The following is a 24945-nucleotide window of genomic DNA, read 5'->3' as shown; positions in this document are numbered from 1 at the left end:
CGGGAAAACCCTCGTGGCAGAGGGCGGGCGATGGGCGCGCGACCGGGTGCGCGCCCGGACGCAGGCCGGCTTCGCCGAGGCCGGCAACGGGGACGCCGAGGCCGAGGCCGAGAGGGGGACGTCAAGGGCGGGGAGGCGGCCGCCGGGCCCGGGGCATGTGCCGTCAGGGCTGGGGAGGTGCCCCCTGGCCGGCGTGTTCCGGCCGGCCGGGGGCCCCGTCGGCGCGCGACGGGGCGCCCTCGACGTCCGTCAGGTCGTCGGCGGTCGCGTCCAGTTCCCGCCGGTCGCGCTCGCCCAGGAACGGGATCAGGGCCCCGCAGTCCCGGCAGGCCCGCGCGAAGTCGGCCTCGAACGTCGGCTGGGGCTTGAGGAAGCCCGGCCGGCGGAACTTCAGCCGCAACCGCTCGAACGAGCGCTCCCCCGAGGTGAGCTGCCCGACCGGGCTCAGCCGGCCGGAGCCGCATATCCAGCACCGCATCCCGGCACCCTATCCCTAGGGCACCCGCCGGCCCTTGCCCAGGGCGATGACCCCGCCCTTGGAGACGGTGTACAGCTCGGCGTCCCGTTCCGGGTTGACGCCGATCGTCGCGCCGGGCGGGACCTCCACGTTCTTGTCCAGCACCGCGCCGCGGACCACGGCGCCCCGACCGATGCGCACGTTGTCGTGCAGCACCGAGCCCTGCACCACCGCGCCGGGGTCGACCCGGACCCCCGGGGAGAGGACCGACCGGCTGACCTGACCGCGGATCAGGCAGCCCGCGCTGATGATGGACTCGCTCGCGATGCCGCCCGCGTTGAAGCGGGCCGGGGAGAGCTGGTACGAGTGCGTGTAGACCGGCCACTGCCGGTTGTAGAGGTTGAACGCGGGCCGCTCGGCGATGAGGTCCATGTGCGCCTCGTAGTAGGCGTCCAGCGTGCCCACGTCCCGCCAGTAGCCCTGGTCGCGGGTGGTCTCGCCGGGCACGTGGTTGTCGCTGAAGTCGTACAGCTGGGCCTCCCCGCGCGCGGTGAGCTGCGGCAGGATCGAGCCGCCCATGTCGTGCACCGACCGGCTGTCCTCGGCGTCCCGGTGCAGCGCCTCGACGAGGGCCTTGGTGGTGAACATGTAGTTGCCCATGGAGGCGAACACGCACTGGGGGTCGTCGGGCAGGCCCGGCGGATCGGCGGGCTTCTCCAGGAAGCGCTGGACGCTGCGGCCGTCCGAGCCCGGCGTGATCACCCCGAAGGACGAGGACTCGGCACGGGGCACCCGGATGCCGGCCACCGTCACGCCCGCGCCGCCCTCGATGTGCTGCCGGAGCATCTGCCGCGGGTCCATGCGGTAGACGTGGTCGGCGCCGAACACCGCCACGTACTCGGGCTGTTCGTCGTGGATCAGGTTCAGGGACTGCAGGATCGCGTCGGCGCTGCCCAGGTACCAGCGCGGGCCGAGCCGCTGCTGGGCCGGGACGGGGGTGACGTAGTTGCCGAGCAGGCTGGACATCCGCCAGGTGGTGGTGATGTGCCGGTCCAGCGAGTGCGACTTGTACTGGGTCAGCACGCAGATGCGCAGCACGTCGGCGTTGACGAGGTTGGACAGGACGAAGTCGACGAGGCGGTACGTGCCGCCGAAGGTGACCGCGGGTTTGGCGCGGTCCGCGGTGAGCGGCATCAGGCGCTTGCCCTCGCCGCCCGCCAGTACGATCCCGAGTACCGAAGGCCCTCCACGACGCATGGCCGCTCCCCTCACCCTGGTTGAACCATGGCTGCCCCTGCCCGGTACGGCTTACGCCTGCTTGCGGACCTCCTCGTAGAGGGTGGCCGTCCGCCGGGCCACCGTGTCCCAGCCGAACTCCGAGACGGCACGCTCCCGTCCGGCCTCACCCATCCCCCGGGCCGCCCGCGGATCGCCGAGGACCCTGTCCAGGGCCCGGGCGAGCCCCGCCTCGAATCCGTCGCCCGGGTCCACGAGGAGGCCGGTGCGTCCGTCGTCCACGACCTCCGGGATCCCGCCGACCCGTGAGGCCACGACGGGCGTGCCGCAGGCCATCGCCTCCAGGTTGACGATGCCGAGCGGCTCGTACACCGACGGGCACACGAACACCGCCGCGTGCGTGAGGAGTTGGACGACCTCCGGGCGCGGCAGCATCTGCGGGATCCAGAACACGCCCGCGCGGACCCGGCTCAGCTCCGCGAACAGCTCCCGGAACTCCCGGTCGATCTCGGGGGTGTCGGGCGCGCCCGCGCACAGCACGACCTGCGCCGCCGGGTCGATGTCCCGGACCGCGCGCAGCAGATGGGGGACGCCCTTCTGCCTTGTGATCCGGCCGACGAAGAGGACGTACGGGCGGCCGGGGTCGATGCCCTGCCGGACGAGGGCGTCCGTGCCCTGGGCGGGGCGGTACAGGCGGGTGTCGATGCCGTTGTGCACGACGTGGACGCGGGCCGCGTCGAGCGCCGGGTAGCAGCGGAGGATGTCCTCGCGCATGGCCCCGGACACCGCTATCACCGCGTCGGCGGCCTCGATCGCGGTGCGCTCGGCCCAGCCCGACAGGGCGTATCCGCCGCCGAGTTGCTCGGCCTTCCAGGGCCGCAGCGGCTCCAGGGAGTGGGCGGTCACCACGTGCGGGACGCCGTACAGCAGCTTGGCGACGTGGCCGGCGAGCCCCGCGTACCAGGTGTGGGAGTGGACGAGTTCACGGCCTTCGAGGGCGGCGGCGATGGACAGGTCCACGGAGAAGGTGCGCAGCGCGTCGTTGGAGCCGTCGAGCACGGGCCAGGGACGGTGGCGTACGACGCCGACGCCGCGGCCCTCGCCCCAGCAGTGCACCTCCAGGTCCACCAGGGAGCTCAACTCGCGGGCGAGGAACTCCACATGGACACCGGCGCCGCCGTACACGTCCGGGGGGTACTCCCGGGTCAGCAGTCCCACTCGCACCCGGCAACCCCCTGGGTCTCGGCGGCAGATCCCTTTCATGGTCACCCAGATGCGGCCCCTGGGGAAGAGCGCGGCGGCCGGGTGAAGCAGCAGTCGCCGCAGACCCCGCCGCCGGGCACCCGGTAGTACAGGCAGCAGCTGCGGCGGCGGAAGGCGGTGCCGGCGCGGGTGCCGGTGGTGCGCAGGAGGGGGTGTGCGAAGAGTCCGTCCGTCAGGGCGCGGGTGCGGGCGGCCGCGTCGGTGCGGCCGTGGGCGCGGGCCCAGCGGTCCAGTTCGCGGGCCGCGCCGGCGAGTGCGGAGCCGGCGTTGCCCCACGACAGCCCGGCGGCGAGGCCGTAGCGGGCGCTCAGCGCGTGCGCCAGGGGCTCCAGGTGGGCGTGCAGCACGGCGTCGGCGAGGCCGGCCGCGTCGGCGGGGCGGGGGCGCAGCTCGGTGAGCAACAGGTCGTCGGGGGCGGACGCGTGGGTGTCCCAGCGCAGGCGGCGCGGGTCGAGGTCGGGCAGCCGGCCGTACAGGACGGCGCAGCCGAGGGCCACCGACCACAGCCGGGCGGCCAGTCCCAGCTGGGCGACGGACGCGGCGACCCGCGGCTCGGCGGTGCGCAGCCGGGCGGCGACCGTGGTGACACGCGCCGTCAGAGGATCCGGCCGGCCGCGGGCCGGTACCGGTGCGTAGGCCTGCGCGAGCGTGGGCGGCCGCCCGGTGTCCGGTGCGCCGGCGGCCGGGGCCGCGGGCGGGACCGTCCGCAGCACGAAGAAGCCGCCGAGCGGGCGCAGCAGCACGAGACCGGGGTCGAGGCCGGGGGCGAGCCCGGGTTCGGAAACCGGGTGGGGATCGGGGTGGGAATCGGCGTGGGGATCGGGGTGGGGATCGGGGTGGGGATCGGAGTCGGGTTCCACGACCAGCAGTGGTATCAGGCCCGTTCGGGGGCCGGTCGCCCGGGTGTTCCTCCCGCGTCACCCGCCCAGGGGATGATCGCCCGGCCGGTGTACTCCATCGGCAGTAGGACGCATTGCGTGCTCAGGGACGACGACGGGAAGAGTGCGGACGGGCAGAGTGTTGACCATGGAAGCCGACCGTACGTCGCGCCGGGCTCAGGGCCCCCGCCTCACGCAGAGGAGACGCTGATGAGCGCCCTCGCGTTGTCCGTGCTGCTGTCGTTCGTGTCCGCCCTCGCCTACGCCGGCGGCGCGATCGTGCAGGAGCAGGTCGCGGTGTCCTGCCCGGACCGGTCCTACCTGCCGCTGCGGCGGCCGGGCTGGTGGGGGGCGCTGGCGCTCAACGGCCTCGGCGGGGTGCTGCACGTGGTGGCACTGGCCTACGGCCCGCTCAGCCTCGTCCAGCCGCTCGGCGCGCTCACCATCGTCTTCGCGCTGCCCATGGCGGCGCTGTTCGTCGGCCGCAGGGCCGGGGCGGCCGCCTGGCGCGGGGCCGTCATGGCCACCCTGGGTCTCGCCGTCCTGCTGTCCCTGGTCGGCTCCTCCGACACGCACGCCCTCGACGCCGCCCACCGGGTGGTGGTCGCGCTGGTCACCGGCGGGGCGGTCGCCGCGCTGACGGGGGCGGGCCGGGCCGTGCACCGGCACCCCGCGGTGCGCAGCGTGCTGCTCGCCACTGCCTCCGGCATCGCGTTCGGCATGTCGTCGGTGTTCACCAAGACCGTCGCCGTCGACTGGACGCACGGCATCGACCTGGACGACCTGCCCTCGCTCGCGGTGATCGCCCTGTTCGCCGTCGCCGGTGTCCTGCTGTCCCAGGCGTCCTACCGGGGCGGTGGTCTCGCCGCCCCGCTGGCCACCCTGACCGTGGTCAACCCGGTGCTGGCGGCAGCGGTCGGCATCCTGATGTTCGGCGAGACGTTCCGCTACGGCAGCACGGGCACCGTGCTCGCCCTCGGCTGCGGAGTGATCGCGGCGGGCGGCCTGATCATGCTGACGACGGAGCGGATCGGGGACCCGGCGGAGGCGGTGCCCACGCCGGTGGAGCCGGTGCCCACGCCGGCGGAGACCGGACCGCTCGCCCCGCCCGCCACCGAACCCGCACCCGCACCCGCACCCGCACCCGCTGCCACGGCCGAACCGGCCGTCGCTCCGATGCCCGTTGTCACCGCCGAACCGGCCCTCGTACCCGCGCGCCCCGCCGCTCCCGAACCGGCCGTCGTTCCGGCGCCCTTCGCGGTCCCTGCGCCCGTCAGCACCGCGCGCGTCACGGGGGCCGCGCCCGTCCCTCTCCCCGCGCCCACCGCGCTTCCCGCTTCCACCGCCGAGCCCGCGCCGGTCACCGTTGCGCCGTCCGCGGCGGGGCCCGTCGCCGGCCTGCCGCAGCAGCGCCCGGCCGCGGAGTCCGAGGCCGGGCAGGCAGCCGTGCGGAACCTGCCGGCGGCGCGGCCGTCAGGCACCGGGGAGAACCCCGCCACCGGTGGGCCGGCGGCCGGCGTGGTGCTCGCGGTGTCGTACACCCCGGTGCCGGCCGGGGTCCCCGTCCTCCTGCCGGACCTGGACCGGTACGTGCGTCAGATCCTGACGCCGCCGGCCCGCAGGTAGGCGAGCGGGTCGACGTCGCTGCCGAACCCGGGCCCCGTCCGCACCTCGAAGTGCAGATGCGGGCCCGTCACGTTGCCGGTGGCCCCCGAGCGGCCGATGCGCCCGCCCGCGCCGACGCTCTGGCCGACCCGGACGGAGATCGCCGACAGATGGCCGTACTGGGTGTAGCGGCCGTCGGCGTGCCGGATCACCACCTGGTAGCCGTACGAGCCGCCCCATCCGGCGGCCACCACGTGCCCGGCCGCCGCCGCCTTCACCGAGGTGCCGGTCGGCACGAGGAAGTCGACGCCGGTGTGGTAGCCCTTGGACCAGTGCGAGCCGGCCACGTGGTAGCCGGTGCCGATGGGCGCGTCCACCGGTGCGACGAGCGAGTGGCCGGCCGGCGTGGTCCGGTGCGTGGGGGTGTGCCCCTGCGAAGGCGTCCTCTTCTTCGGGGACTTGGTCGTGGTCTGGTGGTGGCCGGGCGTGGGCGCGGTGGTGCGCAGGCTGAGCCGCTGGCCGGGCACGATCAGGTCGGGATCGGCGCCGATCGTGGAGCGGTTGCCCGCGTAGAGCGCGCGCCAGCCGCCCCGGACGTCGTGGTCGCCGGCGATGCCGGAGAGGGTGTCGCCGTGCACGACCGTGTACATCTCGGCCCGGCCGGCGCGGGACTGCGGGGTGGTCTGCGGCCGCACGTCCCGCACGGAGCTCTTGTGCTCCTCCTTCGCGGGCCGCGTCGCCGCGCTCTCGGTGTGCGGGCCGTCGCTGTCGCCGCCCCGGGTGAGCCCGGCCCGCACCGAGCAGACCGGCCAGGCGCCCGGCCCCTGCCCGTCGAGGACCTGCTCGGCGACGGCGACCTGCTCGGACCTGCTCGCGAGGTCGGCGCGCGGCGCGTACCGGGTGCCGCCGTAGGCCTCCCAGGTGGACCGGGTGAACTGCAGGCCGCCGTAGTAGCCATTGCCCGTGTTGATGCTCCAGTCGCCGCTGGACTCGCAGGCGGCGACCTTGTTCCAGGTGGAGGCGTCGGCGGCGTGGGCGCTGCCGGCGGCGACCAGCGGGATCGCGAGGCCGGCGCCGCTCGCCGTGACGGTGAGTGAGGCGCGGTTGATCCGGTTCGGCTGGTACCGGCGATGCCGGCCGCGTACGGCCATGTCCGATGTCCCCTCGGCATGCGTCAGGAGTGGCCAAAGCTAAGCGCCGCGAACAGGCCATGACAAGACGGAAATTCGGCCTCCTACGGCCGCCAAGTGGCCGGGATCGGGCTTTCCTTGGTCCGGGTCCGCGGAGACTGAGGCCGAAGGCGCGGTTGCCGCGTATATATGCCTGGCGGGTCGGATGTGCGCTCGCCGGAACGGCACGTCAGGATGGGCGAGGGCCCGTACTGACGGAGCCGTAGACACGAGGCAACCAGGGAGCAGGCGGTATGAGCACTTCAGCGCAGATCGGTGTCACGGGCCTGGCGGTCATGGGCCGCAATCTCGCCCGGAACTTCGCGCGCAACGGCTACACCGTCGCCGTGCACAACCGTACGGCGTCGCGCATGAAGGCGCTGGTGGAGGAGTTCGGGAGCGAGGGCGACTTCGTCGGGGCCGAGACCGCCGAGGAGTTCGTCGCGGCCCTGGAGCGCCCGCGCCGCCTGGTGATCATGGTCAAGGCGGGCGAGCCGACGGACGCCGTGATCGAGGAGTTCGCCCCGCTCCTCGAGCCCGGCGACATGATCATCGACGGTGGCAACGCGCACTTCGCGGACACCCGGCGCCGGGAGCGCGAGCTGCGCGAGCGGGGCATCCACTTCGTCGGCACCGGCATCTCCGGCGGCGAGGAGGGCGCGCTGCACGGACCGAGCATCATGCCGGGCGGTTCGAAGGAGTCGTACGCGTCCCTCGGCCCGATGCTGGAGAAGATCTCCGCGAAGGCGGCGGACGGCGCCCCCTGTGTCACGCACTGCGGTCCCGACGGTGCCGGGCACTTCGTGAAGATGGTCCACAACGGCATCGAGTACGCCGACATGCAGCTGATCGGCGAGGCGTACCAGCTGCTGCGCGACGTGGCCGGCTACTCCCCGGCGCAGATCGCGGACATCTTCCGCACCTGGAACACGGGCCGGCTGGACTCCTACCTGATCGAGATCACCGCCGAGGTCCTCTCCCACGTGGACGCGGCGACCGGCGAGCCCTTCGTGGACGTGGTGGTGGACCAGGCCGAGCAGAAGGGCACCGGCCGCTGGACCGTCCAGATCGCGCTCGACCTCGGCGTCCCGGTGTCCGGTATCGCGGAGGCGGTCTTCGCCCGCTCCCTGTCCGGCCACGCGGCCCTGCGGGAGGCGTCCCGCGGGCTGGCCGGGCCGAAGCCGGCTCCGCTCGGCGAGTCGGAGGCGGGGGCCTTCGCGGACCGGGTGGAGCAGGCGCTGTACGCGTCCAAGATCGTTTCGTACACGCAGGGCTTCCACGAGATCGCCGCGGGCAGCGAGGAGTACGGCTGGGACATCGACCTCGGTGCCGTGTCCTCGATCTGGCGGGGCGGCTGCATCATCCGCGCGGCCTTCCTGGACCGCATCCGCGCCGCGTACGACGCCCGGCCCGATCTGCCGAGCCTGCTGTCGGACGAGACGTTCGCACGCGAGATCGCCGAGGCGCAGGACGACTGGCGCGAGGTGCTGATCGCGGCGACGCGGCAGGGCGTGCCGACGCCGGGCTTCGCGGCGGCGCTGGCGTACTACGACGCGCTGCGCGCCGAACGGCTGCCGGCGGCCCTGACGCAGGGGCAGCGGGACTTCTTCGGCGCGCACACGTACCGGCGGACGGACCGGGACGGTTCGTACCACACGCTGTGGGGCGGGGACCGGTCCGAGGTCTCCGCGTAGCTCCGGCGGGCCTCCGGGACGCGGCGGAGCCGGGGGAACGGGCTCCCGCCCTCCTGCCTGCCCTGCTGCGCGGACCGGCGGGCGCACCGGCGCCACGCCCGGGTGCGACCGGCGCCGGGCACGACGGTCGCCGCGCCCCCGCTCTCCTCCCGGCCGGGGACTCTCCTCCCCGGCCGGGGACATCAGGTGAGCGGAGGACCCGGCTCAGGGTTCGGGACGGGTTCCGGGCCCGGCGGGATCGGGGACGGTGAGGGCTCCGGCGGGCCCGGGGCCGGGGGTGCCGGGGGCGGCGTCGGATCGGGGCCGGGCGCGGGCGGCGTCGGCTGGGGGCCGGGTTCCGGCGTCGGGACCGGGCTCGGGTACGGGTCCGGCGGGGTCGGCGCCGGCGGCTCCGGTGCGGGGCCCGGGGGTACGGGATCGGGGTGCGGGTTCGTCATCGTGTCCTCCGGGCAGTCGCGGGACGTCGCCTCTGACTACTCCCCCGCCTACCCGACGGCCGCCCGGCCACTCACCCGAACGAGGCCCCGTGCGACCCCGCCCCTCAGAACCGGCCGGGGTGCGCCCGCAGCCAGTCCTTGGCGGCCTCCAGGAGGACGGGGTCGGCCACCGGGGCCACGTCGGGATGACGCTCGGCCCACTTCACGACGTACGGGCACAGCGGGGCCACCGGGACGCCCTCGCGCGCGGCGAGGGCGTACAGCTCGCGGGCGAGCGAACCGGCGATGCCCTTCCCCTCGTGGGCGGGCTCGACGATGGTGTGCACCGGGACCAGGGCGCGCGCGGGCGCCTCCAGCACGAAGTACTCGATGCGGCCGGCCACCTCGCCCTCGCCGAGGGCCTCCAGGCGGCCCGCCGCCCGGTCGTCGCGGATCTCGATCTCGCTCATGGCTCGCACGCTCCTGGTCCTGGTACCTGTCGTCCGACCGCCGGCCGGCCCGCCGGTCAGGCCACGGGTACGGCCTGCGGGCTGCGCCGCTGGTCGGTGCCGGGCACCGGCGCGGACGGGTCGGCGCCGAGGGACACGATCCGGTTGTCCCCGTCGACATGCACGACCCGGGGCTTCAGCTCACGTGCCTCGGCATCGGTGACCTGAGCGTAGCTGATGATGATCACCAGGTCGCCGGGGTGCACGAGATGGGCGGCCGCCCCGTTGATCCCGATGACCCCGGACCCGCGCTCACCCTCGATGACGTACGTCTCCAGCCGGGCGCCGTTGGTGATGTCGACGATGTGCACGAGCTCGCCCGGCAGCAGGTCGGCGGCGTCGAGGAGATCGGCGTCGATGGTCACCGATCCCACGTAGTGCAGGTCGGCCTGGGTGACGGTGGCGCGGTGGATCTTGGACTTGAACATGGTGCGCAGCACTATGGACTCCTAGATGACGGCTCCCTGCCTGCTTTCTGCAGGTCAAGGGCGTCCTTTACTGTACATCGGCATGCCTTCGACTCGAAGACCTTCCGGAACATCGTGCGCCGCGGCGAGCAGGCTTCTCACCTGCGCGATTCTGCGCGAATCAAGCTGCCGCGAAGCCATCGACCAGGAACACGTACGGAAGACTGCCCCGGTCCAATGCTGATGGGATGCTGACTCACCTGATGAGTCATCAGGTAAGTCGAGGGGTCCAGAGCAAGTTGCTAACCGGGGCAGCGGCGGTGAAGTAGAGGACCAGGGCCGACCAGCACGCTCCTCCACCGCACGACCGAGCGCTCCCACGTCATTTCCCCTCTTCGCCATGCCCAAGGCGCGTTGGCAAAGTCTCGGATGACAACGGTTGCGGACGCCCGTTCAGCCAGGGCTTCCAGCAGATCGGGGCGGATCACGACAGCACAACCAGACACCCGCGGCCAAGCGAGGTGGTAGCCAGATCCTCTCGTACTCGGTGCGCCGACAGATAAGCGGGATTCCCTCCGCGAGCTGGCGCAGGAGAAGGGGGCCGTCACGGCTCGCTGCCGAGCTGGCGGCGCGCTGCGCTGACTGTTCCAGAATCGGCGGCCCGCCGGCTTCGACAAGGCGATCTACGGCCGCAGAAACGAGGTCATGCGGACGATCAACGCCCTCGAGAACTACCGGGCTCGGGGCTCGATCCGGCTCTGACTCAGCCCATGACGTGCCGCAACCGCCTAGAGGTCGACTGCCTCGACGACGTCCTGATCAGCTGCACCACCGTGCGCCCACCCACCGAAGGCAACGGCGCCACCGCGACGGTCATGAGGGCGGGACGTCCGGGCCCGCGGCGCCGACCGGCATGCCCGCTACCGCTGGCGCTGACGTTTCACGACGCGGATGACGGCGATGGCGGCTGCGACGATGACGAGGGCGCCTATGACGAGCAGCGCGGGCGGGATCCGCTGTTCTTCCATGGCGATAAGGAACGGGGCGGGCGGAAGGGTGTTCACGGTGGACTCCTTGCTGCGCGGAGCCGACCTTGCCGGCTGCGTCGTTGATGTCTCAGGGGTGGTTGTTCGGGAGAGCCGGCAGCCCGGGATCGCCAAGCGCCGTGGCTGTACGGAGCGTCGTGGTCACACCAGGGGACGGCGGGAGACTCGCCAGACCATCCAGGCCGCCAGCGCGGCGGCCGCCGCGAGGCACACTCCGGCTTCGGCCCAGTTGAGCGACCACATCTGACCGGCCGGATGGAAGCGGACGAACTGTCCAGTGATGTCGTGTGCCCGATAGCAGCCGGTTGGTGCCTTTTCGCCCTGGAATGAGCAGGTTATGTCGGGCAGGGAGGCTCCGGAACTCGTGACGTAGCCGCTCCGGGTCACCCACGCGTTGGCGCTGGTTTCGGGCGTGACGAGCGGGTTCCGGGATACGGCCATGGAGGTCGGCCCGAGGTAGGGCCGGATTTGACTGGTGGCGTATTCCAGAAGGCCGGTGATGACGAACGTGCCGAGCATGGCCGTCACGGTGCGGCGCAGGAGCAGGCCGAGCGCGGCACCCACTGTCAGCGCCAGGACGGAGAGCGCAACGGGTGCCGCTCCGATGAGGTCGAAGGGGACACCGTCCTGCCAGCGGACCGTGTTGAACAAGGAGCCCTCGGCACGCCACCACCAGTCCCACAGAAAGCTGAGGGTGGCGGTGGCGAGGGCGATCAAGGCCATGGGGAAGCAGAGCTTGGCCAGCACCCAGCGGGTACGAGTGACCGACTGTGTCCAGGCGAGGCGGTAGGTGCCGCTCTCCAACTCGCGAGCGAGCAGGGGAGCACCGAAGAAGACGCCGATGACCAGCGGAATCTGCCCGGCGAGGACCGAGGCGTGGTTGAAGTTGCTCTCGTAGAGGCCGCTGAACTCCCTGATCTTGGCGGTCACCGCGGCACAGTGCGCGGAGCCGGCGGAGGCCGTACAGCCGGCCAGGTGGTTGGTCCGGATGAAGGTGACCATCCCCGAGTGCTGCTCGGCCACGGCGGCTGCGACCGCCACGAGGAACACGGCGCCGCCGATGATCGGGACTCGGTGCTGGCGCCACACCAACCACGTCACGCCGTGCAGGACGCCCCGCTGCCGTGCTCCGCCGGCGGCCGCGGTGCGCTTCGGAGAGGGAACGGTGGTGGTGGCGCTCACGAGGCCGCCGCCTCGGGACCGCCACAGGCGTCCGCGGTCAGCAGCGGTGGCGCTTCGGGACAGCGTAGATACGACAAGATCATCTCTTCCAGGGTGGGTCGGCGCACGTTCCAATGCGGCGGCAGCGGGCCCGCGGGGCGTATGAGCGCGGTGAGTTGACGACCGCCGGTGCGTGCCTCCACCACCATGTGCGCGGCGAGTTCGCCGGGCAGGGCGTCACCGGCGTGAGCGGCGGTGACGTAGACGTGGGCGGCGATGAGTTGGTCCGCGTCACCTGCCAGGCGTACCCGCCCGCCGGTGATGGTCAGGACCCAGTCGCAGACGCCTTCCATCTCGGCGACCATGTGCGAGGACATGAGCACGGTGGTGCCGCGCTCGGCCGCCTCGGTCGACAGCATGCGCATCATCTCGTGGCGCACCAGGGGGTCGAGATCGGACATCGGCTCGTCCAGGAGCAGCAGATCGGGCCGTTTGCCGAAGGCCATGGCGAGCGCGACCCGGGTGCGCTGGCCTCCGGAGAGACTGTTGACGCGCGCGGGCAGCGGAATGTCACCGGCCGCGACAATTTGCTCGGCGCCGGCCTGGTCCCAGCCCGGATTCAGCTCGCGCCCCATGCGCAGCATCTCCGCGACCGTGAAACGCGGGTAGAGGGGCTTGTCCTGGGCGAGGAAAGCGACGCGTCCTTCGGCGGCGGCCTGCCGCGGTGTCCGCCCGGAGACAGCCACCTGGCCAGTGGTCGGGGACAGCAGGTCCGCGACCATGGACATCAAGGTCGTCTTCCCGGCACCGTTGGGTCCCACCAGGGCGCACACGGTGCCCGCGGGGATGCGGAAGGTGCAGTCCCGCAGCGCCCAGCCGCGCCGGTACTTGCGGCCGAGCGCGGTGGCGAGGAGCGCGGGTGGGCCCGCGTCCTCGGGCATGGCGATGACCTGGTTCAACTGATCTCCTTGTGGTTCATGGCGTGTGCGTCGGTGGCCACCCGCGAGAGGCATGCGTGAACCGGCGTGGCGACCAGCGCGGTGACCTTTCGCGTTCGAGGCTGGCTGTGGCCGCCCGGTCCATCCATGCGTCTGGATCGCGGACGAGCGCGGTGCTCGGGGTGACACGCGCGCGGGTGAGGGCCGAAGGCTGGACGAATGTGTTCCGCCCGGGCTGCGTCGTGACCAGTCCTTCACGCTCCGATTCCCGGTATGCCTTGAGCACTGTGTTCGCGTTGACCGCACTGGCCGAGACGACCTCTCGGGCCGTCGGCAACTGGTCCCTGGGCATCAGCGGCCCGAGCCGCAGAGCGTGTCCTGCGGACCGGTCGGGCGCCGGCGTCCGCGACGCCCAAGGATCTCCATCAGTCGTGCAGCCGGCTGACGCGCGGAGGGCGGAGGACCGGGCGAGGCGGGTGACGAAGCAGTAGATGTTCGGGGGCTCGGCCGGGCGGCCGCTTTGTGAGGTCGGAGCGGCCGGCCGCGTCGGCCCTTCAGTCCTTCGGGAAGATGGAGTCGCCGGAGACGGTCCGGGTGGAGCCGTTCTTGAGGGTGATGTCGACCTTGCCGGCGCTGCCGGACGGGTCGGCGGACGGCCACCAGGCGGTGAACCGCTTGTTCTCGATGGTGGCCTCGATGGTGCGGCCGCCGTCGTGCAGGGTTACGGCCCTGACATCCGATCCCACTGAGCCCACGAGGTAGTTCAGGCCGGTGCTCCCTTCGCCGTGACCGCCGGCCGAGTCCACCTCGACGGCGTTGCCGGCGAGCGTCCTGACCGGGTCGATCACCTCGGCCATGCCGTGGCCGGTCTTGTCGGTGAGGCAGTAGGAGACGGTCTTCCCGTCGGTGACGACCACAGAGGTGACCGAGCCGCGCACGTCGAGGTTGGCGTACGAGACCGACGTGCCGGAGTAGTCGCTGCCAAGGGCCTTGACGCACCACTTCTCGGCGGCGACGGACTCGGGCGAGGTGGCCGCCGGACGGCTCGGGGTGCCGGTCCAGCTCGCGAGCTCCGCTGCGGGCAGGACCCCCGAGGCGGGCGGGCTGAGCACGGGCTGACCCACGACGGCCACGACCGCGGCGGCGGTGACGGCTCCGGCCGCCACCCAGAGCCACGTGTGACGGCGGCGGGGCGGGGAGGCCGGCTGCGAGGTGGACGTCGCACTGTTCATCACGGTGCGCAACAGATCTTCCTTGCGGTTGCTTTCGGCTTCGGTCAGTTCGCGGACGGGAGCAGCGTCCAGAGCGGCCAGCAACCGGGGGAGGTTCTTCTCGTGATCGTTCACGTCTCTTCCTTCAGTGCGCCGGAGCCGGAGCGGGAGTGGTCCGGCCGGTCGGGCCGAACAGCTTGGCCAGGCGGCGTTTGGAGCGGGACAGGCGCATCGTGTAGGCCGCGCGTGAGCAGCCCAGCACGGTGGCCGCGTCCCGGTCCGCGAGGCCCTCCCAGACATGGAGCGCCAGTACTTCCTGGTCGGCGGCCGACAGCTGCCGCCAGGCGGCCACCAGGTCCATCCGCTCCTCGGCCCGGGCCAGACCGTCATATCCGTCGTCGCCGCCGTGCTCCATGACACGCACCGCGACAGCCGTCTGGCGGCGCTGCCCGCGGTGGGCGTTGAGCATCGCGTTGCGCGCGGTGCCGAAGAGCCACGGACGTGGGTCCTCCGGCAGCTCGCTACGACGACGCCACGCGGCGAGGAACGTCTCACCGACGATGTCGTCCACGTTCATCGGGTGAGCACGACGGCGGACGAAACGCAGCACGTCCTCGTAATGAGCGCGGTAGACATCGGTGAACTCGTCCTCGCTGTCGATGGCCATGGCTTCCTCTCGCTGCTTCCGCCCCTACGTGTCCACCACCGGTGAAGGTGCAACGCGAGAGTCCGAAGAATTTTTGTGCCGGCCCCCAGCAGCTCGCACAGGGTACGCGGCAGTGCCGAACGACAGAGGTCATCGCAGGTCATCGCAGGTCACCGCAGGTTGCCGCGTGTGACAGCTCAAGGCTTGCGACCGGTACGAAGGTGTTCCGCGGGCGCGCGCTCCATGCTGGTCGGGGACCCACGCCTGCGAGCTTCCGGGAGACCAGTAGATGGCACCCGGGGACGACCGGGCAGCAACCATCAGCGATGCCGAATGCCCCGACCAGCCCGCTCAGACACCCGTATCACCTGGGTGTGGGAGGGCTGCCCAGGTCGTCGCCTCCCGGCTCATCGACCGGCGTCCCGGGGTCGTTACCGAGGCGTACACCACCGGCCGGCCGCATCGCCTGCGCAGGGCGGCCGAGTACCTCACCCTGGGCGGAGCGGTCACGGCGATGAACCTTGCCCGGCGCAGCCGGGTGGCCGCCGCGGTGGGCGGACTGGCCCTGCTCGCAGGCAGTGTGCTGCAGCGTTTCGGCACCTTCGAGGCCGGCGTGAGATCCACGAAGGATCCTGCCTACGTGGTGAAGCCGCAGCGTGAGCGCCTGCAGTCCCGTCTCGGAGGCGTGAACGAGGACTGCCCTCGGTGCTCCCATGGTCGTGACCGCTTCGGCTGGATGGCGCTCGAACCGTTGGCCCTATCGGTGCAAAAGCGCGAGGTCGTCACTCGTTGAAGCGGACCGTGTCCGGCCCGCTGATTAGCGTTCCGACGTGAACACATGGCGAGTCGGATCGTCATGGCCGTAGAGAGACCGCACCTCGCCGTACGCGTCACGCTCGACACCCCGACCCCGACCCCGACCCCGACGACCCGCGAGCCGGCTCTTACCGTCCGGGCTGAAAAGAGAACCCATGCTGATGCCCTCTCTGCTCGGGGCCGCCGACCCGCCGCAGCTCCTTCCCGCGCGTGAGCAGATGGCCTTCACCCTGGGCTTCCACATCATCATCGTGCCCTTCGGAGTCGCGTTCACCTTCATGATGCTGATCTGCCACTTCCGCGCATTGCGGTACGGCGATCAGCAGGCATTGCTCCTGGCGCAACGCTGGTCGCGGGTGGCTGCCGTACTGTTCGCGGTCGGGGCCGTCTCGGGCACTGTTCTGACGTTCGAACTGGGCCTGCTCTGGCCCGGGCTCATGGGCACGTACGGCGCGGCGTTCGGGTTTCCCTTCGCCGTCGAGGGACTGTTCTTCTTCCTCGAGGCCATCTTCACGGCCATCTACATCTACGGCTGGACAAGGCTGCCGCCGTGGCCGCATTTCCTCACTGGCGTGGTGGTCACGCTGTCCGGCGTCGGCGGGACGGCGGCCGTCATCGCGGCGAACAGCTGGATGAACCAGCCAGGAGGCTTCACCGTCAGGAACGGACGCGTCACCGAGGTGGTCCCGTCCAAGGTCTTCTTCAACGGCGCCTTCTGGTGGGAGATGGTGCACATGCTGCTCGCGGCATACATCGTCGCGGGCTTCATGGTCGCCGGGGTGTACGCCTGGGGACTGCTCAAGGGGCGTCAGGACCGTTACCACCGACTGGGCTTCCTGGTGCCCTTCACCGTGGCGTCGATCGCCATGCCGCTCCAGTTCCTGGTGGGTGACACGATCGCCCGCCAGGTGTTCGACCGGGAACCGGCCAAGTTCGCCGCCCTCGAACTCGTGCCGTCCACCGCCGACCACGTCCCCGAGACGCTCGGCGGCGTCATCGTCAACGGAGCGGTACGCTACGGCCTCCCCATTCCCGACGTGGCATCACTGCTGGCCGGCTTCAGACCGTCCACCACGATCCGTGGCCTCGACGCCATCCCCGCGCCGGTCCGTCCCGACGACGCGGTGGTCAATGTCGTGCATCTGGCCTTCGACGTCATGGTGGGAACCGCCTCGCTGCTGCTCCTGCTGTCCCTGTGGTTCGCGTGGTGCTGGTGGCGGCGGCACGAGGTGCCCACGAACCGCTGGTTCCTGCGCGGTGCCGGCGTGGCCGGGCTGGTCTCCCTGGCCTCCTTGGAGAGCGGATGGGTGGTGACCGAGGTCGGCCGCCAGCCCTGGACCGTCGTGGGTGTCCTGCTGACCCGGGACGCGGTGGCGACCCAGGGCAACCTGTGGCCGTTGTTCGCAAGCGTCCTGGCCATCTACCTCTGCGTCGGCATCGGCGCACTCCTCGTCCTGCGCACCATGCGCAGAAAGTGGTCCGAGCACGACCCCGAGACCGTCACGGTGCCGTACGGCCCCTATCCGGCACCGGCGTCGACGGACCACGCGGACGGAGCTGACCGCCGGTGAGCACCCTGATCGCCGCCATCCTGTTCATCGGCGTCATCGCCTACGCCCTCTTCGGCGGGGCGGACTACGGCGCCGGCTTCTGGGACCTGACGGCCGGCGGCCCCGAACGCGGGCGCCGCACACGCGAGCTGATCAATCTCTCGCTGAGCCCGGTGTGGGAGGCCAACCACACGTGGCTCATCTTCTGTCTCGTCACGCTCTGGACGGGTTTCCCCCAAGCCTTCGCCGCGATCACCACGACGCTCTACATTCCGTTGGGGCTGGCGGCATTGGGCATCGTCACGAGAGGAGCGGGGTTCGCCTTCCGCCACGCACTGCCCGAGGGCCGGGCGGAACAGCTGACCGGTACCGCTTTTGCCTGTTCCTCGGTGCTCACGCCGTTCTTCTTCGGCACCGTGGCCGGCGGCATCGCCTCCGGCCGCGTACCCACGGACGGCCACGGTGACCCCCTGTCGAGCTGGGTCAACCCGACATCCGTCCTCGGCGGTGTCCTCGCCGTCGTGGTCTGCGCGTATCTCGCGGCCGTCTTCCTCACGGGACAGGCACAGCGCCGTGGGGACGAGCCGTTGGAGAAGGCGTTCCGCGAGCGGGCCTTCGCAGCGGCCGTCGCAGCCGGACTGGTGGCCTTGGCGGGAGTGTTCGTACTGCACTCGGACTCGCCGCGCCTGTTCCACCGACTGGCCACGGTGGGCGCACCGCTCCTGGCCGTCTCCGTCCTCTGCGGTCTCACCGCACTCCTGCTGCTGCGCAGGGCCCGCACCGTCCTCGTACGCGGCATGGCCGTGATCGCGATCACCACTGTCGTCGCGGGGTGGGGCGTGGCGCAGTACCCCTACCTCCTGGGCACCCATCTGGTCATCCAACAGGCGGGGGCTCCGTCGGCCACCTTGTGGGTGCTGACTGTGATCTCCTGCGTCGCGGCCGCACTGATCACCCCCTCACTCCTGGTGCTGTACGTCCTGCAACTGCGCCGGAAACTCGGCTGAGAGGGCCCCTGCCCGGCAGGCTCCCGTCTGGAGCTTGACCAGGTCTTCTGGTCGGGAGCGCCGAACGGCATCACGGAGGCGTGCTGTTCGTGCAGCCAGACGGTCATCTCCCGGGGGGTGAGGTCCTGCGGCATCCCCTTGATGACGAACATGTCGCCACCGCTGACGATGGTGGCGCGGACCGTGGTGAGTCCGTTCCAGCGGTCGAGGCCACCATGGGCATCGAGGACCTGTGCGAGCAACGTGTTCATGTCGGTCTCCTGCTCAGTCATGCCAGGCGGCGGTGGCCGAAGGGCCATCGATTGGCCGGCCGGCCCGGGGACGCTGCAGGCGCAGTCGGAACCGGCGTAGACAGTGAGTATCCGCCGGTACACCCCGCGTGGTCGGCGCTGGTGCGCGGGTTCGTTGCGGTCCGCCGGTGGAGGGCGTAGGGGTTTGCTTGTACCGCGCTTCGTGCAGAGCCGCGGCTGGGTGCCGATCCGCAGCGGCGCAGCGTCTGGCAGCCGGGCAAGCTGGAAGGCGGAGGTGGTTCCCATGGCCGGTGATACGCCGCTGATGGTCGTGGACGGCGGGGGCGTGGTCGTGCAGTGGAGCCACCAGGCGGAGGAGTTGTGGGGGCGTCCGGCGGGCGAGGTGGTCGGGCGGCCGGCAACCGACCTGGTCAGCCCTGTCCCCGCGCCGGGCGGTGGTGACGTGGAGCGCTGCAGGCATGACGGTCTGCGTGATGTTGCAGTGGGCGCCACCGACGGTGGCCTGTGTGTGCGACCGGTGCTGCGGGACGACGGTTCGGTGGCGTGGGGGATCTTCCTCCCATCTGCGGACGGGATGGTGCCCGGCATCGAGAGCGCGGTGCTCGAGGCGCTGTGCGCTCACATGGCAGGGGCTCTGTTCGTGGTGGACGAGGAGTTGCACGTCGTGTCGGCCAATGCGGCGGCCCAAGCCCTGTCCGGCGCGAGCGCGCGGCAGATGCTAGGACACCCCCTCACCGATGCGTGGCCCCTTGCATCCCCCGACGAACTGGAGCACATCCTGCGCCAGGCCATGGCGGACGGTATGTCGGCGACGGACCACGTCATGCGGACGGCCCCGAAGAATGATCCCCAGCACACGCACACCGTTTCGGTGCTGCCCCTGCGCGACGCACCGGGGGCGGTGGTCATCGCGCACGACGTGACAGATCAGGAGAAGGCGCGCCGCGGAGTCCAGGCCCTGTATGCCGTCCGGGAGCGGGTGGGACAAACCCTGGATGTGGTGGCCACCTGCCAGGAGTTGGTCCACGCACTGGTCCCCGGGTTCGCCGACATCGCCGTGGTGGAAGTGGTCGAGCCCTTGGTGCGCGGAGAAGAACCACCGCTGAGCCCTCTGGGACGGGACGTGCCGCTGCGCCGGGCCGCCTTCGCGAACGGTGGCGGAGATCAGCAGGCCCGGGCGCATCCGGTGGGAGACGTCCGCGCGCTGCCGTTCCCGACCCCGTACGCGCAGGCGCTGAGCGACCTCAAGCCGCGCACGATTGCCCTCGGCCCCGAAACTCCCTGGCTGGCGGCCGATCCGGCGCGGGCCGAAGCGATTCGCGCATCCGGCGCACGCGCCCTGCTCGTCACACCGCTGACGCTGCGCGGAAAGGTGCTCGGGCTGCTGAGTCTCTATCGCACCCGGCGATCCGGCGGGTTCGACGAGAAGGAACTCGCCCTCACCCTGGAACTGGCCACGCACACCGCCCTGAGCATCGACAACGCCCGCCGCTACACCCGCGAGCACACCATCGCAGCGGCACTGCAGCGCCATCTGCTGCCCCCGGCTCCTCCGTCGCAGACGGCGATCGAGACCGCCGACCTGTACGTGGCCGACGACCGGGGCGCGGGTGGCTGGTCCAACGCCTGCGCCCTGCCCGGCGCCCGTACGGCCCTGGTCGTCGGGGAAGTCGCCGGCCACGGCATCCACACCGCCGTCACCATGGGTCAGCTGCGGACCGCCATGCAGTCGCTCGCCTCACTGGACCTGGAACCCGACGAGTTCCTCGCCCGGCTGGACGACACCATGACACGTCTCGCGTGCGAGCGGAGAGCGCTGCCACTCGGCGACCCCCTGCGCAGCCAGCCCCTCAGCGCGACGTGCCTGTGCGTGCTCTACGACCCGTTCACTCATACGTGCACCATCGCCTCCGCCGGACACCCGCCGCCCGTCGTCGCCGGCCCCGGTTCCAGCACCCGAGTGGTCGAGCTGGCCGCCGGTGGTGCCCTCGGCGGCGGAGGAGGACCCCCGTACGCCACCACCGTCGTCACTCTGGCCGACCGAGAGGTCCTCGCCCTCTACACGACCTCGCTCCTGTCTGCAGCACGGCCCGAGGGCGGCACAAGCGGCACGCAGCCACTCCAGCGCTTGCTCGCCGACACCGACCGGCCCCTGCAGGACCTGTGCGACGACATCCTCTACCGGCTCCGGCTCGATGCTCTTCCCGGCGACGCCATCCTTCTCCTCGCCCGCACCCACCCCTTCCCCGCCGACCGCGTCGCCACCTGGCCGCTGGACGAAGAACCCACCGCCCCCGCCCTCGCGCGGCGCCACGCCCGGCGCCAACTTGTCGGCTGGGGCGTGGACGAGGACGCTGTCTACGACACGCAGGAAATCGTCAGCGAGCTGGTCACCAACGCCCTGCGGTACGGCGCACCGCCCGTGCACCTGCGCCTCATCAACGACCGGAAGCTCACCTGCGAGGTCCACGACGCCGGCACCTCCGCCCCGCGGCTGCGCCACGCACGCACGGTCGACGAAGGCGGCCGCGGCCTGTTCATCTGCGCGCAGCTCGCGCAGAACTGGGGTATCCGCTACACCAACGACGGGAAGACGGTCTGGACCGAGCAGGCCCTCCCGTCACAGCACCCGTAGCGCCCCTCCGACCAGGAATCGTGGTGCGCCGCCTGCGAGTCCTCAGCGGACCCCAGCGGGGATCAGCGCAGAAGGACGTCGAAGACCATGCGGAAAAAGGCGTCCAAGGGAGCGGAGGACTTGTCCGCACGGGCAGCGATCAGCGTGCCCTCCCAGGCGCTGAGGATGAACAGCGCGGCCTCTTCGACATCGAGAGCGGCATTCAGCTCTCCTGCTTCCTTGGCTTCGGTGAGCACCTGCCGGATGTGCGTGGCCCACCGCTGGAAGCCGCCCTGGACGGCGGAGCGGATCTCCTCGGAGTGGTCCGCCACCTCGGCGCCGAGGTTGCCGACCAGGCATCCGCCGGCGAAGCCGCTGTCGACGGTGTCCGCACCCAGGAACTCGAAGTGCGCCCGAAGCCGCTCCAGCGCTGGGCGTCCTGGCGTGTCGAGCAGGTCGAACCGCAACCCTGCGGCGTAGCGGCTCAGCGCCTCGAGGGCGCTCTCCTCCTTGCTGGCGAAGTGGTTGTAGAACGAGCCCTTCGGAGCCCCCGCCGCCGCGGTGATGTCGCTGATGCCCGTGGCGTTGAAGCCCCGTGTACGGAACTGCTCCAGGGCTGCCTGCGCGATCTCCTCGCGCTTGGACGCGCGTGCCATCTCACCACCACCTCGAAGGTCAATATGTCCGGTCACCTTGCCTCGGGTCAAACCCAGGCACCGCTTGACGAATTTTAAAGTGACCGGTCATATTGAAGTAAGCCCCGTCCCAAGTCCTCGGCCCTCCCCGTGCCGGCAGAGGCAGCAACGAGGAGATGCGTCATGTCCGCGTACCGAGCATTCGAGGCCACCGGCGTCCACCAGCTCCGGCTCGTCGAGCGCGAGCTGGTCGAGCCGGGGCCCGGACACGTCCGCCTCCGGGTGGAGGCGTGCGGTGTCTGCCACTCCGATGTGCTGGCCGTGGAGGGACTGCGCCCCGACCCGTCCCATCCAGTGGTTCCCGGCCACGAGATCGTCGGCGTGATCGATGCCGTGGGCGCGGGTGTCACCGCCTGGAGGCCCGGCGACCGCGTCGGCGTCGGCTTCCTGAACGGACATTGCTGGGAGTGCGAGCCCTGCCGCCGCGGCGACTTCGTCAACTGCCTGAACCAGGAACAGACCGGCACCACCATCGACGGCGGATACGCGGAGGTGACGTACGCCCGCGCGAGCGGACTGGTGCGCATCCCCGACGGCATGCCGGCCGTCGAGGCGGCTCCGCTGCTGTGTGCCGGGCTGACCACCCTCACTGCACTCCAGCAGGCCCCTGCCCGCGCGGGCGCGCTGGTCGCCGTGCAGGGGATCGGCGGACTGGGTCACCTGGCCCTGCAGTACGCACGAAGCCTCGGATACCGCGTGGCCGCCATCGCCCGCGGCCAGGAGAAGGAGAAACTCGCCAGGGAGCTCGGCGCCCACGAGTACATCGACAGCACCGGCACCGACCCCGGCACGGCACTGGCCGACCTGGGCGGCGCATCGCTCATCGTCGCCACCGCGTCCAGCGGTACGTCCATGAACCCCCTGGCCCGCGGACTGGCCCCGGGCGGCAGCCTGGTCGTGGTCGGCGCAGCCCCCGACCCTCTGACGGTCGCCACAGCCGACCTGATCTTCGGCACCCGTCGCATCGTCGGCAGCCTGACCGGATCGTCGATCCAGAACGAGGACAACCTCGCCTTCAGCCTCGCCCACGGCATCCGCCCCTCCACCGAGACCATGCCTTTCACTCACGCGATGGACGCCTACGAGCGGATGCTCTCGGGCAAGGCCCGTTTCCGGGTCGTCCTGGACATGGCCGCCTGACCACGCCGCGACTTGCGCCACAGGGCGGACGAGTCCCGGCCCACGCCCTCGGCATTCCCCTAGAGGTTCCCCATGACCGACATGGTCGACACGACAGAGCACACCGGCACGGCCCCGCGTGACAGCGGGCGGGCGCGGACGGCCACCGACACCGTCTCCGACGCCAGCGGTCGCCACGCGACCCGCGCCGCAAGGATCGGTCTGCTCTCCGTCTCTCTCGGCACAGCCGGCCTCGGCGGAGCCTGGCAGGCGGCGGCGACCACCTTTCCCCCCGCTCTGCAGGTCAGCGACGCGCTGTTCACCGTCAGCGGTCTCATCTGGCTGGTGCTGCTGGCCCAGTACCTGAGCCATGGCGGGACCCGATGGCGCAACCTGCGCCACGACCTGCGCCATCCCGGCCAGGGCTTCGCCCTTGGGTACGTCCCCATCATCGGCATGCTGATCGCCGGCCACTTCTCCCGGTTCGGGCTCACCGGGGCACGCTGGGCCTACGCGGTGTTCCTCACCGTGGCCGCCCTGATCGCCGCACGCCTGCTCGCCCACTGGCTCACGGGCGCCCTGAGCAGTGCCACTCTGCACCCGGGCTACCTGCTGCCCGTCTCCTCCGCACCCTTCGTCGCCAGCGCCATGGCCTCCACGCTCAGGCTGCCCGGCGTCGCCGACGCGGCCTTCGCCGTGGGGCTGCTGTACTGGCTCGCCTTCGGCACCGTCATCCTCGGCAGCCTCGTCACCGGTGGCCCCCTGCCCGGACCGGCCCGCCCGGCCCTCACCGTGCTGACCATTCCCCCCGCGACCGGCGGAATCGCCTGGACCGCCGCCCACAAGGGTGTCTTCGACGCCGTCGGCTACGGCTTCGCCGGCACCCTGCTCTTCACCGTCCTCCTGGTCGTTTTCCTCCTCCCCGAGCTACGCCAGCCCGTGTTCCATCCGGGCCTGTGGATCTTCAGCTTCCCCATAGCGGCAAGCACCAATTTCGCCATCCGCTGGGTACACGCGTCCGCACTCCCCGGAGGGCCGGCCCTCACCGGAATCCTCCTCGCCGGTGCGACCCTCGCGCTGGGCCTGCTGGGCGCGGCCACCCTGCACCACCGGGCTCGGAGAGCACGTCCCAGCTGACTTCCGCTACTGCGGCGGAGAGACACATCCCAGACGCCCAGCAGCCCCGGTCCGCGGCCCAGCAGATCCCGACTCCACCGCGGCCTACGTGCCCCTTCCCCACCGAACCGTCTCCAGAGGAGCCACCATGCCCACGCTCGACCGCCATGACGCCGTCTTCGTTCTCGACCTCGGTGACGGGGAGAACCGCTTCCACCCCGACTGGATCGCCTCGGTCGACGCGGCCCTCGACGAGGTGGAGAAGCCGGAAGGCCCCCGCGCCCTGGTGACCGCCGCGACCGGCAAGTTCTACTCCAACGGACTCGACCTCGACTGGCTCGCCGCGCACAGCGACGAGCACCACGACTACGTCACGTCCGTCCACGCCCTGTTCGCACGGCTCCTGTCCCTCCCACTGATCACCGTCGCCGCGCTGCAGGGACACACGTTCGCCGCCGGAGCCATGTTCTCCCTGGCCCACGACTTCCGCCTCATGCGCGCCGACCGAGGCTTCTGGTGCCTGCCCGAGGCAGACATCAACATCCCCTTCACCCCGGGCATGTCCGCCCTCATCCAGTCCCGGCTGAGCCCGCAGACGGCTCACCATGCCATGGTCTCCGCCCGTCGTTTCGGCGGCCAGGAAGCAGCCGCCGCCGGAATCGTCGATCAGGCCGCGGACGAGGCCACCCTGCGCGCCGCCGCCCTCGACCTTGCCCAGGCTCACGCGGGCAAGGCCGGCGACAGCCTCGGAACCATCAAGGCGCGCATGTACGCCCCGGTCCTCACCGCGCTCCGCGACACGACCAACCCGCTGGGCTGACGCCGCGCCGGGGGCAGCCACCGGCCCGGACGGGGCACGAAGACTCCACACCCCCGGGCGACCCGCAGCGCCCGTAGCCCAATTGACGGCTCCAGTGCCGGACCCGGACGAGGAACAGGCGCAGCAGCAGAAGTCACACCAGCGAACGACGACTTCCTCCCGCAGGAGCAGGATGCTCCATGCGTCGCCGAGTACGTCCACGGTCCGCGCGATGGAGCACGGCCAGTTCGCGAACGAGGGACGCGCAGGACTCATGACCCACCACCCGCCTCACGGACCAGCTCCATCGCCCTTCCCTGCGTGGCGAGCCAGCCGGAAGCG

The 24945-nt window shown here is 71.5% G+C and carries 23 protein-coding genes; 9 read left to right on the top strand and 14 right to left on the bottom strand.

From position 1 onward, the window contains the following. Window positions 1-163: 163 nt before the first annotated feature. From AB0N17_RS01440 to AB0N17_RS01425, 4 genes are read right to left on the bottom strand one after another with little or no spacing between them, the layout of a single operon-like run. A complete protein-coding gene (locus tag AB0N17_RS01440) occupies window positions 164-478 on the bottom strand; it encodes a hypothetical protein (protein WP_366008997.1) in 315 nt (104 codons plus the stop codon). Between the two features lie 15 nt (window positions 479-493). Next, window positions 494-1714: a glucose-1-phosphate adenylyltransferase gene (glgC, locus tag AB0N17_RS01435; RefSeq protein ID WP_366008996.1), complete on the bottom strand. Its 1221-nt coding sequence runs from the start codon at window positions 1712-1714 to the stop codon at window positions 494-496. A gap of 51 nt (window positions 1715-1765) precedes the next feature. After that, entirely contained in the window at window positions 1766-2917 is a 1152-nt protein-coding gene (glgA, locus tag AB0N17_RS01430) for a glycogen synthase (protein ID WP_366008995.1), read from the bottom strand. Window positions 2918-2958: 41 nt separating this feature from the next. Continuing rightward, window positions 2959-3699 (bottom strand): (2Fe-2S)-binding protein, encoded by a 741-nt coding sequence (locus AB0N17_RS01425; protein WP_366009152.1) that lies wholly within the window; start codon window positions 3697-3699, stop codon window positions 2959-2961. Between the two features lie 345 nt (window positions 3700-4044). Between AB0N17_RS01425 and AB0N17_RS01420 the strand changes: the two genes are divergently transcribed. Then, the gene (locus AB0N17_RS01420; RefSeq protein ID WP_366008994.1) at window positions 4045-5460 is read left to right on the top strand and encodes a DMT family transporter; all 1416 of its coding nucleotides are present in this window, start codon (window positions 4045-4047) and stop codon (window positions 5458-5460) included. On the opposite strand, the gene AB0N17_RS01415 is transcribed toward AB0N17_RS01420, so the two are convergent. Further along, window positions 5430-6590: a transglycosylase family protein gene (locus AB0N17_RS01415; protein ID WP_366008993.1), complete on the bottom strand. Its 1161-nt coding sequence runs from the start codon at window positions 6588-6590 to the stop codon at window positions 5430-5432. The two genes, AB0N17_RS01420 and AB0N17_RS01415, sit on opposite strands and share 31 nt — an antisense overlap. 272 nt (window positions 6591-6862) lie before the next feature. On the opposite strand from AB0N17_RS01415, the gene gndA reads away from it, so the two are divergent. Then, window positions 6863-8302 carry an NADP-dependent phosphogluconate dehydrogenase gene (gene gndA, locus AB0N17_RS01410; protein WP_366008992.1) on the top strand — a complete coding sequence of 480 codons (1440 nt, stop codon included), beginning with the start codon at window positions 6863-6865 and terminating at the stop codon, window positions 8300-8302. A 541-nt stretch (window positions 8303-8843) separates the two neighbouring features. Here gndA and AB0N17_RS01405 read toward each other — a convergent pair. From AB0N17_RS01405 to AB0N17_RS01370, 8 genes are all read right to left on the bottom strand, one after another. Then, on the bottom strand, window positions 8844-9188 hold the full coding sequence (locus tag AB0N17_RS01405) for a GNAT family N-acetyltransferase (protein ID WP_366008991.1): 345 nt from the start codon (window positions 9186-9188) through the stop codon (window positions 8844-8846). A 56-nt stretch (window positions 9189-9244) separates the two neighbouring features. Next, the gene (panD, locus tag AB0N17_RS01400; protein ID WP_366008989.1) at window positions 9245-9667 is read right to left on the bottom strand and encodes an aspartate 1-decarboxylase; all 423 of its coding nucleotides are present in this window, start codon (window positions 9665-9667) and stop codon (window positions 9245-9247) included. Window positions 9668-10554: 887 nt separating this feature from the next. Further along, window positions 10555-10698, bottom strand: a complete 144-nt coding sequence (locus AB0N17_RS01395) for a hypothetical protein (protein ID WP_366008988.1) — start codon at window positions 10696-10698, stop codon at window positions 10555-10557. A gap of 123 nt (window positions 10699-10821) precedes the next feature. Then, entirely contained in the window at window positions 10822-11862 is a 1041-nt protein-coding gene (locus AB0N17_RS01390) for an ABC transporter permease subunit (protein ID WP_366008987.1), read from the bottom strand. Then, window positions 11859-12782 carry an ABC transporter ATP-binding protein gene (locus tag AB0N17_RS01385; RefSeq protein WP_366009151.1) on the bottom strand — a complete coding sequence of 308 codons (924 nt, stop codon included), beginning with the start codon at window positions 12780-12782 and terminating at the stop codon, window positions 11859-11861. The genes AB0N17_RS01390 and AB0N17_RS01385 overlap by 4 nt, the downstream gene beginning before the upstream one ends. Before the next feature lie 34 nt (window positions 12783-12816). Continuing rightward, a complete protein-coding gene (locus AB0N17_RS01380) occupies window positions 12817-13149 on the bottom strand; it encodes a GntR family transcriptional regulator (RefSeq protein WP_366009150.1) in 333 nt (110 codons plus the stop codon). Between the two features lie 184 nt (window positions 13150-13333). After that, window positions 13334-14125, bottom strand: a complete 792-nt coding sequence (locus tag AB0N17_RS01375; protein ID WP_366008986.1) for a hypothetical protein — start codon at window positions 14123-14125, stop codon at window positions 13334-13336. A gap of 10 nt (window positions 14126-14135) precedes the next feature. Beyond that, a complete protein-coding gene (locus AB0N17_RS01370; RefSeq protein WP_366008985.1) occupies window positions 14136-14657 on the bottom strand; it encodes a sigma-70 family RNA polymerase sigma factor in 522 nt (173 codons plus the stop codon). Window positions 14658-14925: 268 nt separating this feature from the next. On the opposite strand from AB0N17_RS01370, the gene AB0N17_RS01365 reads away from it, so the two are divergent. The 4 genes from AB0N17_RS01365 (at window position 14926) to AB0N17_RS01350 (ending at window position 20895) form a co-directional block, all read left to right on the top strand. Then, entirely contained in the window at window positions 14926-15429 is a 504-nt protein-coding gene (locus AB0N17_RS01365; protein WP_366008984.1) for a hypothetical protein, read from the top strand. A 178-nt stretch (window positions 15430-15607) separates the two neighbouring features. Further along, window positions 15608-17023 (top strand): cytochrome ubiquinol oxidase subunit I, encoded by a 1416-nt coding sequence (locus AB0N17_RS01360; RefSeq protein WP_366008983.1) that lies wholly within the window; start codon window positions 15608-15610, stop codon window positions 17021-17023. Then, the gene (locus AB0N17_RS01355; protein WP_366008982.1) at window positions 17020-18009 is read left to right on the top strand and encodes a cytochrome d ubiquinol oxidase subunit II; all 990 of its coding nucleotides are present in this window, start codon (window positions 17020-17022) and stop codon (window positions 18007-18009) included. The genes AB0N17_RS01360 and AB0N17_RS01355 overlap by 4 nt, the downstream gene beginning before the upstream one ends. 534 nt (window positions 18010-18543) lie before the next feature. After that, window positions 18544-20895 carry a SpoIIE family protein phosphatase gene (locus AB0N17_RS01350; protein WP_366008981.1) on the top strand — a complete coding sequence of 784 codons (2352 nt, stop codon included), beginning with the start codon at window positions 18544-18546 and terminating at the stop codon, window positions 20893-20895. A 62-nt stretch (window positions 20896-20957) separates the two neighbouring features. Here the strand turns inward: AB0N17_RS01350 and AB0N17_RS01345 are convergent, their stop codons facing one another. Further along, on the bottom strand, window positions 20958-21530 hold the full coding sequence (locus tag AB0N17_RS01345; RefSeq protein ID WP_366008980.1) for a TetR family transcriptional regulator C-terminal domain-containing protein: 573 nt from the start codon (window positions 21528-21530) through the stop codon (window positions 20958-20960). Window positions 21531-21692: 162 nt separating this feature from the next. Between AB0N17_RS01345 and AB0N17_RS01340 the strand changes: the two genes are divergently transcribed. The 3 genes from AB0N17_RS01340 to AB0N17_RS01330 all read left to right on the top strand — a co-directional run bounded on the left by AB0N17_RS01340 (window position 21693) and on the right by AB0N17_RS01330 (window position 24624). Beyond that, a complete protein-coding gene (locus AB0N17_RS01340) occupies window positions 21693-22709 on the top strand; it encodes an alcohol dehydrogenase catalytic domain-containing protein (protein ID WP_366008979.1) in 1017 nt (338 codons plus the stop codon). Window positions 22710-22781: 72 nt separating this feature from the next. Further along, complete coding sequence (locus tag AB0N17_RS01335; protein ID WP_366008978.1) at window positions 22782-23825, top strand: hypothetical protein; 1044 nt, start codon at window positions 22782-22784, stop codon at window positions 23823-23825. Window positions 23826-23952: 127 nt separating this feature from the next. Further along, the gene (locus AB0N17_RS01330; protein ID WP_366008977.1) at window positions 23953-24624 is read left to right on the top strand and encodes an enoyl-CoA hydratase-related protein; all 672 of its coding nucleotides are present in this window, start codon (window positions 23953-23955) and stop codon (window positions 24622-24624) included. Window positions 24625-24945: the final 321 nt, after the last annotated feature.

The sequence above is a fragment of the Streptomyces sp. NPDC051133 genome, from assembly GCF_040682635.1.
Lineage (GTDB): Bacteria > Actinomycetota > Actinomycetes > Streptomycetales > Streptomycetaceae > Streptomyces.
The sequence above is the reverse complement of the archived record's forward strand: the minus strand, read 5'-3'. Positions and strand labels throughout refer to the sequence as shown.